13 protein-coding genes and 1 pseudogene are annotated in these 13,480 nt (G+C 66.8%); 4 read left to right on the top strand and 10 right to left on the bottom strand.

Annotated elements, in window-relative coordinates:
- Positions 1 to 153 precede the first annotated feature (153 nt).
- The 3 genes from CAL13_RS07110 (at position 154) to CAL13_RS07100 (ending at position 3,727) form a co-directional block, all read left to right on the top strand.
- Complete coding sequence (locus tag CAL13_RS07110) at positions 154 to 417, top strand: type B 50S ribosomal protein L31 (protein WP_086056786.1); 264 nt, start codon at positions 154 to 156, stop codon at positions 415 to 417.
- 161 nt (positions 418 to 578) lie between these two features.
- The gene (locus CAL13_RS07105) at positions 579 to 2,312 is read left to right on the top strand and encodes an ArnT family glycosyltransferase (protein WP_086071935.1); all 1,734 of its coding nucleotides are present in this window, start codon (positions 579 to 581) and stop codon (positions 2,310 to 2,312) included.
- Entirely contained in the window at positions 2,309 to 3,727 is a 1,419-nt protein-coding gene (locus tag CAL13_RS07100; protein WP_086071934.1) for an MATE family efflux transporter, read from the top strand. The genes CAL13_RS07105 and CAL13_RS07100 overlap by 4 nt, the downstream gene beginning before the upstream one ends.
- Positions 3,728 to 3,736: 9 nt before the next feature.
- On the opposite strand, the gene paaK is transcribed toward CAL13_RS07100, so the two are convergent.
- The 9 genes and pseudogenes from paaK to paaA all read right to left on the bottom strand — a co-directional run bounded on the left by paaK (position 3,737) and on the right by paaA (position 11,824).
- Positions 3,737 to 5,047: a phenylacetate--CoA ligase PaaK gene (paaK, locus tag CAL13_RS07095; protein ID WP_086071933.1), complete on the bottom strand. Its 1,311-nt coding sequence runs from the start codon at positions 5,045 to 5,047 to the stop codon at positions 3,737 to 3,739.
- 42 nt (positions 5,048 to 5,089) lie between these two features.
- Positions 5,090 to 5,551 (bottom strand): hydroxyphenylacetyl-CoA thioesterase PaaI, encoded by a 462-nt coding sequence (gene paaI / locus CAL13_RS07090; protein WP_086071932.1) that lies wholly within the window; start codon positions 5,549 to 5,551, stop codon positions 5,090 to 5,092.
- Positions 5,548 to 6,357, bottom strand: coding sequence for a 2-(1,2-epoxy-1,2-dihydrophenyl)acetyl-CoA isomerase PaaG (gene paaG, locus CAL13_RS07085; protein ID WP_086071931.1), 810 nt, complete (start codon positions 6,355 to 6,357; stop codon positions 5,548 to 5,550). Before paaG ends, paaI begins: the two co-directional genes overlap by 4 nt.
- 10 nt (positions 6,358 to 6,367) lie before the next feature.
- Positions 6,368 to 8,032: a phenylacetic acid degradation protein PaaN gene (paaN, locus tag CAL13_RS07080; RefSeq protein WP_086071930.1), complete on the bottom strand. Its 1,665-nt coding sequence runs from the start codon at positions 8,030 to 8,032 to the stop codon at positions 6,368 to 6,370.
- A gap of 42 nt (positions 8,033 to 8,074) precedes the next feature.
- Positions 8,075 to 9,170 (bottom strand): annotated as a pseudogene (gene paaE / locus CAL13_RS07075) (1,2-phenylacetyl-CoA epoxidase subunit PaaE).
- Positions 9,171 to 9,214: 44 nt separating this feature from the next.
- Positions 9,215 to 9,742 carry a 1,2-phenylacetyl-CoA epoxidase subunit PaaD gene (paaD, locus tag CAL13_RS07070; RefSeq protein ID WP_086071929.1) on the bottom strand — a complete coding sequence of 176 codons (528 nt, stop codon included), beginning with the start codon at positions 9,740 to 9,742 and terminating at the stop codon, positions 9,215 to 9,217.
- Positions 9,736 to 10,500 (bottom strand): 1,2-phenylacetyl-CoA epoxidase subunit PaaC, encoded by a 765-nt coding sequence (gene paaC, locus CAL13_RS07065; RefSeq protein ID WP_086071928.1) that lies wholly within the window; start codon positions 10,498 to 10,500, stop codon positions 9,736 to 9,738. The genes paaD and paaC overlap by 7 nt, the downstream gene beginning before the upstream one ends.
- Positions 10,501 to 10,509: 9 nt before the next feature.
- The gene (gene paaB, locus CAL13_RS07060; RefSeq protein WP_086056776.1) at positions 10,510 to 10,797 is read right to left on the bottom strand and encodes a 1,2-phenylacetyl-CoA epoxidase subunit PaaB; all 288 of its coding nucleotides are present in this window, start codon (positions 10,795 to 10,797) and stop codon (positions 10,510 to 10,512) included.
- Positions 10,790 to 11,824 carry a 1,2-phenylacetyl-CoA epoxidase subunit PaaA gene (paaA, locus tag CAL13_RS07055; protein ID WP_086071927.1) on the bottom strand — a complete coding sequence of 345 codons (1,035 nt, stop codon included), beginning with the start codon at positions 11,822 to 11,824 and terminating at the stop codon, positions 10,790 to 10,792. The genes paaB and paaA overlap by 8 nt, the downstream gene beginning before the upstream one ends.
- A 140-nt stretch (positions 11,825 to 11,964) precedes the next feature.
- On the opposite strand from paaA, the gene paaX reads away from it, so the two are divergent.
- Complete coding sequence (gene paaX / locus CAL13_RS07050) at positions 11,965 to 12,945, top strand: phenylacetic acid degradation operon negative regulatory protein PaaX (protein ID WP_086073549.1); 981 nt, start codon at positions 11,965 to 11,967, stop codon at positions 12,943 to 12,945.
- Here paaX and orn read toward each other — a convergent pair.
- Complete coding sequence (gene orn, locus CAL13_RS07045; RefSeq protein ID WP_086056774.1) at positions 12,911 to 13,456, bottom strand: oligoribonuclease; 546 nt, start codon at positions 13,454 to 13,456, stop codon at positions 12,911 to 12,913. The two genes, paaX and orn, sit on opposite strands and share 35 nt — an antisense overlap.
- Positions 13,457 to 13,480 lie beyond the last annotated feature (24 nt).

The raw sequence follows: 13,480 nt of genomic DNA, 5'->3' as shown, positions 1-13,480 counted from the left end.
GTTCGGGCTAGAATGCCGAGTTCTTTCTGGATACGTGACCGACAGGTGACGGTGACCGATGGCGGACTTGGCCGAGCGAGCTCTGGGCTGGCTGCGGCAGTTTCGTTGCTTTCACCGCTTTCGGCCGGCGACCCGCATATTCAAGGATTAGTCATGAAGCAGAATACCCACCCCGAATACCGCGAAGTGGTGTTCATGGACGTCCAGACGGGCGACAAGTTCATCATCGGCTCCACCGTCAACACGCGTGAAACCATCGATCTGGACGGCAAGACCTATCCGCTGTTCAAGTGCGATGTGACCTCGAAGTCGCATCCCTTCTACACCGGGGCGCAGACCCGTATCGTCGAAACCGGCCGTGTGGAAAAATTCCGCGCGCGTTTCGCCCGCACCACGGGCGCCGGCAAGGCGGCTTGATCGCGGCAGCGCGCACGCCGGAAAAAAAGCAGCCTGCGGGCTGCTTTTTTTTGTCCGGGCAGCAAGCCGGCCATGCCGGCGCCATTCAGGATCCCGCCCCAACGAGGGGTCGCCCATCAGCGCAGTAAGTCCACGCTCGCCAATCCGGTACAGTACGCTTCGTGTCCCCGATATCACACACCACCCCTGCCCGGCTGACCGCGCCGGCCACCGTCAAGCTGCCCCGGCTGGCACTGCTTGGGCTGTGCGTTGCCTATATCGTCTTCGGCCTGTTCATGCGCGATCCGTGGAAGACGGACGACGTGGTGGGCCTGGCGACCATGCTGACGGCCGTGCGCGATGGCGGGCACACCTGGCTGCTGCCGCAAGTGGGCCACCTTGCGCACGCCGAAGAAGGCCCCCTGATCACCTGGGTGGGCGGCGGCGCCATGTGGCTCTTCGGTTCCGAAATGGGTGAGATCACGGCGGGCCGCCTGCCCAACCTGCTGTGGTTCGCGATCACCACGATCTCGCTGTGGTACGGCACCTACCTGCTGGGCCGGCGCCCGGAAGCCCAACCGCTGGCTCTGCCATTCGGCGGCGAACCCACGGTGCGCGACTACGGGCGCATGTTGGCGGACGCCGCCCTGCTGCTGCTGCTGGCCACCGTCGGGATCCTGCAGCGCGTCCACGAGACCTCGGAAATCCCCGCCATCATGGCGGCGCAGGCCTTCGCCTTCTATTCCCTGGCGCGGATGCTGGACCGGCCTTTGCTCGGCGCCGCCAGTCTGGGGCTGGCGCTGGCCGCCTCCTTCCTGATTCGTGGCTGGGTCGGCGCCTTGCCGATCATGCTGGGAAGCCTGCTGGCTTTCCATCCGAAAAGCCCTCTGTGGACGCAGCGCCGCTGGCTGGCCGTCAGCGTCGTGCTGTGCGCCGCCATCATGCTGGCATGGTGGATCCCGGCGACCCGCACCAGCGAGTACTGGGTGCGCAACTGGAAGCTGTGGAACATCGACAACTATGCCTGGCCGGACCCGGGCGATCTGCTGCGCACGCTGCGGGACCTGCCCTGGTACCTGTGGCCGACCTGGCCATTCGCCATTCTGGCGCTGTGGCGCTGGCGGGGCTGGCGCTACGCGCCCCACGTCTGGCTGCCGATGGCCATGGCGGTCTGCCCCCTGCTGCTGATCGGCTTCACCGATGAACCGACCGAAGCGGAGTTCATCCTGCTGGCCGTGCCCTGCGCCTGCCTGGCGGCGTTCTCCCTGCCGACGTTGCGGCGTGGCGTCGTCAACACGCTGGACTGGTTCGCCGTCATGTGCTTTTCCCTGACGGCCGCCACGGTGTGGCTGGGATGGGTGGCGCTGAACTTCGGTTTTCCCCCGAAGATCGCACACAACATCCAGCGCCAAACGACCGGCTATGTGCCGGAGATCTCCTGGCCCGCCGTGGCGCTGGCGCTTGCGGTCACCACCGGATGGATTGTCCTGGTGGTGTGGCGGTTGCGCGTCAGGCCCACGGCGCTGTGGCGCGGAACGGTCATGTCGGCCGCCGGCCTGGCCGCCACCTGGATCCTGCTGGTGCTGCTGTGGCAGCCGCCGGTCAACTACGCGCGCAGCTACCGCCAGGTGTCGGCCGAACTGGCCGATGCGATCGCGCGCAACAAGCGCCCTGGCGAATGCGTGCGCGGCCTGGGTCTGGGCAACGGGCAACGCGCCTCGTTCCTGGTGTTCGAGAATCTGAACTTCCCCTACGACAACCGCTGCACGCTGATCCTGCAGCAGACCACGCGCAGCAGCTTGAAGGACGGCACGGCCGCATACAGCGAAGGCGCGGATGTCCTGTGGCAGGGCGGCCGTCTGTCCGACCGCAGTGAAGTCTTCCGCCTGCTGCGCGTGCCGCCCTCAGCCCGATGACTACATCCCTGTCCTCCGCGACGTCCTTCGGCGCCGCGCTGCGCGGCATCGCGCGCCAAGCGTGGCCCGTGCTCATCAGCCAGTGGGCCGGTATCGCCTTCGGCGTCCTGGACACCGCCATGACCGGGCACGCCAGTCCGGACGACCTGGCGGCCATGTCATTGTCCGCGTCGGTCTTCATCACCGTGTTCGTCGGCCTGATGGGCGTCATCCACGCGCTGATACCCATCCTGGCGCAGCATTTCGGCGCGGGACGCATGCGCGACGTCGGCGCCATGTGGGGCCAGGGCGTGTGGCTGGCCATCGCGTTGTCGGTGTTCGGCGGCGCCTTGATGCTGTTTCCGGATATGTGGCTGTCGTTTTCGGGCGACGTCGCGCCGGACGTCCGCGCGCGCGTGGCATCGTATCTTCAGGCCCTGACGCTGGCCCTGCCCGCCACACTGATTTTCCGTACGATCTACGCGCTCGGGACGGCCGTCTCGCGCCCCAAACTCGTGATGGCGATCAACCTGGTCGCCATTGTGTTCAAGGCGCTGTTCAACTGGGTCCTCATCTACGGCGAGCTGGGCCTGCCCGCGCTGGGCGCCACCGGCGCCGGGCTGTCCTCCGCGCTGGTCTCCTGGATGATGCTCGGCGGGGGCCTGTGGATCATCACGCGTGACCGCTACTATGCCCGGCTGCACCTGCGCATCGGCCGCCCTCAATGGAAAGCCCAGAAGGAACTGCTGCGGCTGGGCCTGCCGATGGGCGGGTCCTACCTGGTCGAAGTCAGCGCCTTCACGTTCATGGCTTTGCTGGTGGCCCGCGAAGGCACCTTCGTGACGGGCGGCCATCAGATCATGTCCAACCTGGCCGCGCTGTGCTACATGATGCCGATGGCCATCGGCGTGGCCAGCGCGTCCCTGACGGCGCAGGCCATAGGCGCGGGCCAGTTGGCGCTGGCCCACCGCACCGGCATGGCGGGGCTGGTCCTGGGACTGGCCGGCGCTGCGCTGACGTCCCTGGTCCTGTGGACGGGGCGGCCGCTGATCCTGCAGGCCTATACCGACAACCTGCAGGTCGCCGCCGTGGCAGCCACGCTGCTGCAGGTGATTCCGCTGTTTCACCTGTGCGACGCCATGCAGTGCATCAACTCCTACCTGCTGCGCGCGTACAAAGTGGCCGTCATGCCGCTGGTGCTGCAGACGTCGGCGCTGGGCGTGATCGGCCTGGGCGGCGGCTGGCTTTACGGCTTCGGGCCGCGGCGCGGCGACCTGGACGCCCTGCGCAACCTGCTGCTGCCCGGTTCCCCGGTGGGCGCGGGGACCATGTGGCTGATGGCCATTGCGGGGCTCGGGCTGTCGGCGGCCCTGCTGCACGCCTGGTACCGGCACATCGTGCACCGGAGCCTCGTGGCAGCGCCCGCGGCGCCGTAACGGCGGCCTCTATGCGAGACGGCGGTCCACCACCCGGCGGGCCTTGCCGGTCAGCGTGCGCTCGACCTGCCCGCATTCCAGCACCCGTACCGTCGCCGTCACGCCGATATACGCCTTCACGCTCTGCGACAACTGCGCCGCGAGCGCCGAGCGCTGGTCCTCCGGCATGCCTTCCAGCTCCGGGCTGGGTTCGGCAAGTATTTCGAGCTGGTCCAGCGCGCCCCTGCGCGTCAGCACAAGCTGGTAGTGCGGCGCCAGCCGGCCGGTTTTCAGGACGAGTTCCTCCACCTGGGTGGGAAACAGATTCACGCCGCGCACGATGAGCATATCGTCGCTGCGGCCGGTGATCTTGCCCATGCGCCGCATTGCGCGCGCGGTCGGCGGCAACAGGCGCGTCAGATCCCGCGTGCGGTAACGGATCACCGGCATGGCTTCCCTCGTCAGCGAAGTGAAGACGAGCTCTCCCGGTTCCCCCTCCGGCACCGGCGCGCCGCTCTCGGGATCCACGATCTCGGGATAAAAGTGGTCTTCCCACACCACGGGCCCATCCTTGGCTTCCACACATTCGCTTGCCACGCCGGGCCCCATCACTTCGGACAATCCGTAGATATCGACCGCGTCCAGACCGCCCCGGGATTCCAGCGTTTCCCGCAGCCGGCCGGTCCAGGGCTCCGCGCCGAAAATGCCGACGCGCAGTGACGATGCCCGCGGATCGATGCCCTGCCGCGTCATTTCCTCCAGGATGTTGCAGAAGTAGGAAGGGGTCGCCATGATGATGTCCGGCCGGAAATCCCGGATCAGTTGCACCTGCTTCTCTGTCTGGCCGCCGGACATGGGAATCTCGGTGCATCCCAAACGTTCGGCGCCGTAGTGCGCGCCCAGTCCGCCCGTGAACAGTCCATAGCCATAGGCCACGTGCACCAGGTCCCCCGGCTTGCCGCCCGCGGCGTGGATGGAGCGCGCCACCAGACCGGCCCAAGTATCCAGATCCGCCCGCGTATAACCCACCACAGTGGGCTTGCCCGTCGTGCCGCTGGACGCGTGCACGCGAATGACCTGCTCGCGCGGCACGGCGAACATGCCGAACGGATAGTTGTCCCGCAGGTCCTGCTTGGTGGTGAACGGAAACTTCGCCAGGTCAGGCAGGTCCCGGAAATCATCCGGATGCACGCCAGCCGCATCGAACGCGCGGCGATAGTGCGGGACGTGGGTATAGGCGTGCGTCAGCGTCCATTTCAGGCGCCGCCGCTGCAGGGCCTGGATTTCGTCGCGGCTGGCATGTTCGATGGGATCGAGTCCCCTTCTGCCCGGCGTTGGCATGATTTGTCTCCTTTCCCGGTCGTCGGCGGTGGGTCATGTGGATCATGGATGTCCGTCCCCGCCCTGCTCGCTCTGGGTGTCGATGATCTGGCCTCGTATCCGATACGAGCGGCCCCGGAACAGCGCCACGGCCTCGCCGTGCTGGTTGCTCACCGTCACGTCGTAGACGCCGGTGCGTCCCGCCAGCGAACGCTCCCTGGCAACTGCCGTCAACACGTCGCCTTCGCGGGCGGGCGCAAGGAAGTCGATGGTGCACCCCGAGGCGACCGTGCTGACGTTGCGGGCATTGCAGGCAAAGGCGAAAGCGCTGTCGGCCAGTGAAAAAATGAAGCCGCCGTGACAAGTGCCATGGCCGTTGAGCATGTCGGCGCGCACGCGCATCGACAGGGCTGCATGACCAGGCCCCACCTCGTCCATGCGCATGCCGAGCGAGCGCGTCGCCGCGTCGGCCTCATACATGGCGCGCGCCACTTCGCGCGCCAGCGCCTGGGGATCGCGCATCATCGCCCCCTGAATCGCGGTTCACGCTTTTCAAGGAAGGCGGCCACGCCTTCGGCGTAATCCTCGCTACGCCCCAGCTCGCGCATCATGCCGATTTCCAGCGCCAGCTGTTCGTCCAGGGTATGGTTCAGGCTGGCCTGCAACGCCCGCTTGGTATAGGCCAGCCCCTTGGTGGGCGCCGCGGCGAAATGGCGGCACAGCTTTTCGATCGTCGTTTCGAAGGCGTCATCGGGCACGCATTGCCATATCAAACCCCACTGCTCCGCCTGCCGAGCGCTGATCTTCTCGCCCAACATGGCCAGGCCCAGGGCCCGGGCGTGGCCGGCCAGCCGCGGCAGGATATAAGTTCCGCCGGTGTCGGGGATCAGCCCGAGCCGGCAGAAGGCCTGGATGAAGCTGGCCGACTCCTTCGCGATGACGATATCGCCCGCCAATGCCAGGTTGGCGCCTGCGCCCGCCGCGACGCCGTTGACGCCGACCACCACCGGCATGGGCAAGGCACGCAGGCGCTTCACCAGCGGCGCATAGTATCTCTCGACCGTTTCGCCGAGATCCACGGGGCCCGCGCCTGGCGCGGCCCGCCGTTCGCTCAAGTCCTGTCCCGCGCAGAATCCGCGTCCCTGACCGGTGATCAGCAGTACGCGCGCCCCGCCTGACTCCACCTCGTCAAGGGCGCTCGACACCTCGCCGTGCATGCGCGCGGTGAAGCTGTTGAGTTTGTCGGGCCGGTGCAGCACCAGCCGCGCTATTCCGTCCTGCAAGGAAAACCGGATGTCCTCATAGTCCGGCGCGTCGTCTCGTGTCGTCATGGCGGCTCCCTCAGGCGTGCCAACGGGTTTGCACCACCCTGAAGCGATTCGCCACGAAGGCGCTGTCGCACAGCGAGGCGTTGGCGGCGGGATTGGCGCCCGTGCCATGGAAGTCGCTGAACGCCGCCGACTGGTTGACGAACACCCCCCGCGTCAGGTTCAACGACAGGGACACGCCCGCGTCCTCGGCGGCCTCCTGCGCCCGCCGCGCCACGTCGGGATCCGTGGTGTAGGCGGACCACGTCAGCGCTCCGTGTTCGCGCGCGCCGTCGCGGGCCAGCGCGATGGCCTGGTCCGTGGACGCCACCTGTACAACGATGGCGATGGGGCCGAACCACTCCCTTTGGATGTCGGGATGATCGGCGTCCGCGCGCAACAGCAGCGGCGTCCGGATGCGTGCATCCGGAAACTGCGGATGGGCCAGCGGGCGGCTCTGGGCCAGCACCGGCAGTCCCAGCGCCGAGGCTGCGTCCAAGCGGGCCAGCGTGGCCTCGCTCTGGATTGCGCCCAGCAGCTCGGCGGCCTTTGCTTCGTCGGCCGTCAGGGCATGCAAAGCGTCCGCAATGGCGGCGGCCACGTCGTCGAACGAGGCCTTTCCCTGCGCAGTGGGTATACCGGCGCGCGGCACGTAGATGTTCTGAGGCGCCGTGCACATCTGGCCGCTGTACAGCGCCAGCGAGAACGCCAGGTTGCGCGCCGCGGCCTTCAGGTCTTCCACGGAATCCAGGACGACCGGATTGACGCCGGACTTCTCCGTATAGACCTGCGCCTGCGCGGCATGCCGTTCCAGCCATTCGCCGTTGGTCTTGCTGCCGGTGAAGTCCACGATCCTGACGTCAGGGTGCGTTGCCAGCGTCTGCCCGGTTTGCTCGGCGGGCGCATGCGCGGCCAGCAGCACCACGTCCGGGTCGAAGCCGGCTTCCTGCAACACATCGCGGGCGATGCGCACCGTGATCGCCAGCGGCAGGATCGCCGTGGGATGCGGCTTGACGATCACCGTGTTGCCTGTCGCCAGGCTTGCGAACAGTCCGGGATATCCGTTCCAGGTAGGGAAGGTCGAGCAACCGATCACCAGCGCGACGCCGCGCGGCACGATGGTGAAGCGTTTTTCCATGCGCAGCGGATCCTGCTTGCCTTGCGGCTTTTCCCACAGCACCCGTTCCGGTATGCGCGACATCTCGCGCCAGGCATAAGCGACTGCCTCAAGGCCGCGGTCCTGCGCATGCGGACCGCCGGCCTGGAAGGCCATCATGAAGCCCTGCCCGGTGGTGTGCTGCACGGCATGGGCGATTTCGAAACTGGCACGGTTCAGGCGGCTCAGGATTTCCAGCGACACGCCGACCCACGCGCGCGGCCCGGCGCGGCGCCATTGGGCCAGCGCGCGGGACGACGCCGCCACCAATGCATCGGCAGACAGGTGAGGATAACGAATCTGCAAGGCAAGCCCGTAGGGCGAACGCTCGTGCGACGCCATGCGGCCCGCGCCTGCGATATCCATCGGGAAATCGCCCTCGCGCAGCGCATCGAAAGCCTGCCGGCCCTGCTCGTTGGCGGTGTCGCCGTAGTTACGCGGGCTTGGGGACTCCGGATAGGAACTCCAGTAGGCGCGGGTTTCGGTGGCGCGTACGGCATCCTCCAGCAAGGCGCGGTGGCGCTCGAAAAAATCTTGGGTCACGACGGTCTCCTCGGGCCTGAAAACATGAATGGCGGGCCGGCATCAGGTCTCCTGGTCGAAGTCCAACACCAGCGTATCGCTGACGGGATAGCTCTGGCAGCTCAGCACGAAGCCCCGCGCGACCTCGTAGTCTTCCAGCGCGAAATTGGCGTCCATATCGACCTCGCCTTCCACCACCTTGCAGCGGCAGGTGGAGCAGACGCCGCCCTTGCACGAGTAGGGCAGTTCGATGCCTTGCGCCAGCGCGGCATCCAGCACGCTGTCGCGGTTCTTGTCGATGCTGAAGCTGCGCCGGTGACCATCCTGCACCACCGTCACGCGGCATTGCGCGCTGCCGGGCGCTGCAGGCCGGGATGCGGGGGCGCGGGGCCCGCGCGGCGCGCCGAACAGTTCGTACTTGATCCGTTCGGACGGGATGCCAAGCGCTTGCAGTACCGGCACGACCTCTTCCACCATGGCCTGGGGGCCGCACAGGAATACATAGTCGAGATCGCGCACGCGCAGCCACTGCGTCAGCAGCCGCCGCACCTTGTCGCCGTCCAGGCGGCCATTGAACAAGTCCACGTCCTGCGCCTCGCGGCTCATCACATGGCACAGCGCAAAGCGCCCCATATGGCGGTTTTTCAAATCCTCCAGCGGCTCGCGAAACAGCACGGAGGACGAGGCCCGATTGCCATAGAACAGGGTAAAGCGGCTGTGCGGCTCGGTCTCCAGCGCCGTCTTGATCAAGGAGTACACCGGCGTGATGCCGCTGCCGACCGCGAAGGCCACGTAATGATGCGCATTGCCCGGATCGAACGGCACCGTGAAGGCGCCGTCCGGCGGCATGACTTCGATCACCATGCCGGGCTTGATTTCGCGGCTTGATTTCGCGGTTGGCCCAGCTGGAGAACGCGCCATCGTCCATGCGCTTGATGGCGACGCGCAGCACGCCGTCGCCGGGCGACGAACAGATCGAATAGGACCGGCGCAGCGCCTCGCCGCCCACGCGGGTGCGCAGGGTCAGATACTGGCCGGGACGGAAGGCAAAGGCTGGCGCGAGCGACGGCGGCAGTTCGAACGTCAGCACGACCGCATCGCGCGTATCGCGCGCCACTTCGGCAACCTTGAGCGGATGAAAGCTGGTCGGCATCGCCATTGGGTCCGGTTGGCTTCCTCGGGGAATGAAGGCGCGCAAGCCTTTCAATGCGCCTTGAAGTAATCGAAGGGTTCGCGGCAGGCATTGCAGCGGTACAAGGCCCGGCAAGCCGTGGCGCCGAAAGCGCTCAGCATGCGCGTGTTCGCGGACCCGCAACGCGGGCACGCCACCGCGGGCGCAGCGCGGCGCGCGATGCCGGAAGCGTCGACCGCGCGCTCGGCGGGCGGCGCGATACCATCCCTGGATAGCGCCTGCCTGGCACGGGCCGACAGCCAGTCGGTCGTCCACGCCGGCGCCAGCCGGGTGCGCACCCGCACCTGCGACAGGCCATGACCGCGCAGCACCCGTTCGATGTCCTGTGCGATCTCCTGCATCGCCGGACAACCGGAATAGGTGGGCGTCACGGTGACGATGCACGCACTGTCTTCCCAGGCAATGTCGCGGACGATGCCCAGGTCCATGATGGACAGCGCCGGGATTTCGGGGTCGCGCACGGATTCGAGCCAACGCGCGATGTGGTCGGGCGTGACCGGCGCGAAGCGGTGTTCCGGCGTGATCGCGGCCGCTACCATGATGCCCCCGGATACGCGCGCTGCAGAAACTGCATCTCGGCCAGAAGCGGCCCCAGTGCCTCGGTATGACGCCCCTGGCGGCCGCCCCGATAGGCGGCATGCGAGGCAAGGTCGGCGGCCGGCAGGACCAGCGTGGCTTCCGCGATCACCGCGCCCACGTGCGCCGACCACGATTCGCGCAGCGTGGAAGGCAGGCAGGCGATGCCGCGGCGGGCAAGCTCGGCGTCGATGTCGTCATCGGTGAAAAGCTCGCCGGTATAAGGCCATGCCTGATCGATCGCCGCCTGCATGCGGGCATGGCTTTCGGCGGTGCCATCGCCCAGCCGCACCACGATATCGGCGGAACGCCGCGCGTGATAGGCGGCTTCCTTCACGGCCTTTTCCGCGATGGCGGCGATGCGCGGCTCGGCCGATGCGCTAAGCTGGCGCAACAGGAAGTAGTGCCAGGCATCGAAGAAGAACTGGCGCGCCATGGTATCGGCATAGCTGCCGTTGGGCCTCTCCACCAGCAGCAGATTGCGAAAGGCATGGGCGTCTCGCAGATAGGCCAGGCTGTCCTCGTCGCGCCCGGCGCCTTCCGCTTCGCCGGCCAGCGACAGCCACAGACGCGCCTGCCCCAGCAAGTCCAGCGCCGTGTTGGTCAGGGCAAGGTCCTCTTCGAGGATAGGCCCGTGGCCGCACCAGGCGCACAGGCGCTGCGACAGGATCAGCGTCGTGTCCCCCATGCGCAGCGCGAACTCGAACAGGCAGCGGTCCATCGGCGCATCCTAGATATGCTTCACTTCTTCCGGCATCGGGAAGAAAGTGGGGTGGCGATAGATCTTGCCGCGGGCAGGATCGAACAGGCTGCTCTTGTCGTCCGGATCGCTGGCGACGATATCGTTCGCGCGCACGACCCAGATGCTCATGCCTTCGTTGCGGCGCGTATAAACGTCGCGCGCATTCAGGATGGCCATTTCCGCGTCGGGCGCATGCAGGCTGCCCACATGCTTGTGCGCCAGCCCATGCTGGCTGCGGATGAAGACTTCCCACAACGGCCACTGTTTCTCATCCATGATGCGCCTCCGCGAGTTCGGCGCGGGCGTCGCCGTCCATCTCGTTCACACCGGCGCCATTGGCGCGCCGGCGCTTGGCGGCATGGGCTGCCATGGCTTCCCGCACCCACGCGCCCTCTTCGTGCGCGCGCCGGCGCGCGGCCAAGCGTTCGCGGTTGCAGGGACCATGGCCTTGCAGCACGGCCTGGAATTCCGACCAATCGATCTCGCCGAAGTCGTAATGGCCGCGCTCCGCATTCCAGCGCAGATGGGGATCCGGTATTTTCAGGCCCAGGTATTCGGCCTGCGGCACGGTCTGGTCCACCATTTTCTGGCGCAGCTCGTCATTGGAAAACAGCTTGATGCGCCAGCGGGTGGAGCGCGCGCTGTTGGGCGATTCTGCATCCGGCGGGCCGAACATCATCAGGGCCGGCCACCACCAACGGTCCAGCGCATCCTGGCACATCGCCTTCTGCTCGGGCGTGCCGTGCCGGCACATCTGGATCAGCAGGTCGTAACCCTGGCGCTGATGAAACGACTCTTCTTTGCATATGCGCACCATGGCGCGCGCATAGGGGCCATAGGAGCAGCGGCACAGCGGAATCTGGTTGATGATCGCCGCGCCGTCCACCAGCCATCCGATCATGCCGATATCGGCCCAGCTCAGGGTCGGGTAGTTGAAGATGCTGGAGTACTTGGCCTTGCCCGCCAACAGGTCGGCAACCATCTCGTCGCGCGACACGCCAAGCGTTTCGGCGGCGCTATACAGGTACAAGCCGTGACCGCATTCGTCCTGCACCTTGGCGAGGAGGATCGCCTTGCGCTTGAGCGTGGGCGCCCGGGATATCCAATTGCCTTCGGGCAGCATGCCCACGATTTCGGAATGCGCGTGCTGCGATATCTGCCGGACCAGCGTCTTGCGGTATGCCTCCGGCATATCGTCCCGTGCTTCGATGCGCACGCCGGCGTCGATGCGGCGCTGGAACGCTTCGTCCGGATCGGCCTGCCGGCCGCCGGACGTGGCCGGGGGCGGCGCGTATGCGTCCATAGGGGTCTTCTCCATGCGTCTTCGCGCACGATGCCGACCGATTATTTAATACAGAAATTCCAATGTCAAACGTATTTCTGTATCACATTGGATTTCTGTATCATGTCGCGGATGTTCATAACGTCCTTTTTCGGCTCGCCATGGCAGCTGCCGCCTCCGCGCTGGACCGTCTTACCGCCCGCCTGCTGCGCGCCGATCCGCCCCGCGCCAAGTCGCTGTGCGTCACGCTGCTGGGCGACGCGCTGCAACCGCACGGCGGGGCGATCTGGCTGGGCGATCTGATCGCCCTTCTGCTGCCGCTTGGCATCAACGAAAGGCTGCTGCGCACGAGTGTGTTCCGGCTGGTCGCCGAAGGCTGGCTGCAGGCGGAACGGCACGGCCGCCGCAGCCTGTACCGTTTGTCTGCGCAAGGGGCGCGCAACACGGCACACGCGGCGCCGCGCATCTACGGCGCCGGGGACGCGCCCTGGGATGGGCAATGGACGCTGGTCGTCGTTCCGCGCTCGGGCAACAACGGCCTGGCCGAACGGACCGAACTGCGCAAGGCCTTGGAATGGGAAGGCTACGGGGTTGTCGCCCCGGGCGTCTTCGCGCATCCGCGGGCGCGCCAGGATACCGCCAGCAGCATCCTGGAAACGCTGCGGATCCGGGACAAGGCGCTGGTGCTGACGGCGCGCGACCTTCCGGGCGCCGGCGCGCTGCCGTTGCAGGCGCTGGCGCCGCAATGCTGGGATTTGGCCGGCCTGGCCGAGCAATACCGCCACTTCCTGCGGCAATTCGCCCCGATGGAAAACGCGCTGGACGGCGCCGACACGCGCGACGGCATCCCGCCCCCCGCGGCTTTCGCGGCGCGCATGGTCCTGCTGCACCGCTGGCGCCGGCTCGTCCTGCACGACCCCGGTCTGCCGGCCAGCATGCTGCCCGCCGATTGGCCGGGGCACGCCGCGCGGACACTGTGCCGCCGGCTGTACTGGATGCTGTTTCAGGCGTCGGAACGCCACCTGGCGGATATCGCCGGGGCCGACCCCAGCCACTTCGGCCCGCTTGCGCCCGAAGCGCGGCGCCGTTTCGGCGGCCCGGACGGCCTTAAACCTTCAGAAAGTGCTCGCGGTAATACTTGAGTTCGTCGATGGACTCGTAGATGTCGGCCAGGGCTTCATGCCGGCTCTTCTTCTCGAACCCCTTGTAAACGTCCGGACGCCAGCGGCGCGCGAGTTCCTTCAGGGTGCTGACGTCCAGATTGCGATAGTGGAAGAACTGCTCCAGCCGCGGCATGTAGCGGAACATGAAGCGGCGGTCCTGGCTGATGGTATTGCCGCACAGCGGGGATTTTCCGGGCGGCACATGCTGGGACAGGAAGGCGATGAGCGCGTCCTCGGCCTGGGCTTCGGTCAGCGTGGACGCCTTGACCTTGTCGATCAGGCCGCTCTTGCCGTGGGTGGACTTGTTCCAGCTGTCCATGGCGTCCAGCAGGCTGTCGGGCTGGTGGATAACCAGCACGGGCCCTTCGGCCACCACCGTCAGATCGGGCTCCGTCACCACCACGGCCACTTCGATGATCCGTTCCTTTTCAGGATCGAGACCTGTCATTTCCATGTCCAGCCACACCAGGCGGTTCTCGTTCAGAGCCATATAATTTGCCTTTTTAAAACCCGA

Origin of the sequence: Bordetella genomosp. 9 (assembly GCF_002119725.1) — a bacterium.
GTDB lineage: Bacteria > Pseudomonadota > Gammaproteobacteria > Burkholderiales > Burkholderiaceae_B > Bordetella_C.
This window is presented reverse-complemented; position numbering and strand designations above follow the sequence as displayed.

Excerpts from the sequence above, each read along its gene's own strand:
- paaB (WP_086056776.1), bottom strand. The coding sequence starts at position 10,797 with ATGGATGAGAAACAGTGGCCGTTGTGGGAAGTCTTCATCCGCAGCCAG.
- orn (WP_086056774.1), bottom strand. The coding sequence starts at position 13,456 with ATGGCTCTGAACGAGAACCGCCTGGTGTGGCTGGACATGGAAATGACA.
- CAL13_RS07100 (WP_086071934.1), top strand. The coding sequence starts at position 2,309 with ATGACTACATCCCTGTCCTCCGCGACGTCCTTCGGCGCCGCGCTGCGC.
- paaG (WP_086071931.1), bottom strand. The coding sequence starts at position 6,357 with ATGACGACACGAGACGACGCGCCGGACTATGAGGACATCCGGTTTTCC.
- paaD (WP_086071929.1), bottom strand. The coding sequence starts at position 9,742 with ATGGTAGCGGCCGCGATCACGCCGGAACACCGCTTCGCGCCGGTCACG.
- paaA (WP_086071927.1), bottom strand. The coding sequence starts at position 11,824 with ATGGACGCATACGCGCCGCCCCCGGCCACGTCCGGCGGCCGGCAGGCC.
- paaX (WP_086073549.1), top strand. The coding sequence starts at position 11,965 with ATGGCAGCTGCCGCCTCCGCGCTGGACCGTCTTACCGCCCGCCTGCTG.
- paaC (WP_086071928.1), bottom strand. The coding sequence starts at position 10,500 with ATGGACCGCTGCCTGTTCGAGTTCGCGCTGCGCATGGGGGACACGACG.
- paaK (WP_086071933.1), bottom strand. The coding sequence starts at position 5,047 with ATGCCAACGCCGGGCAGAAGGGGACTCGATCCCATCGAACATGCCAGC.
- CAL13_RS07110 (WP_086056786.1), top strand. The coding sequence starts at position 154 with ATGAAGCAGAATACCCACCCCGAATACCGCGAAGTGGTGTTCATGGAC.
- paaI (WP_086071932.1), bottom strand. The coding sequence starts at position 5,551 with ATGATGCGCGATCCCCAGGCGCTGGCGCGCGAAGTGGCGCGCGCCATG.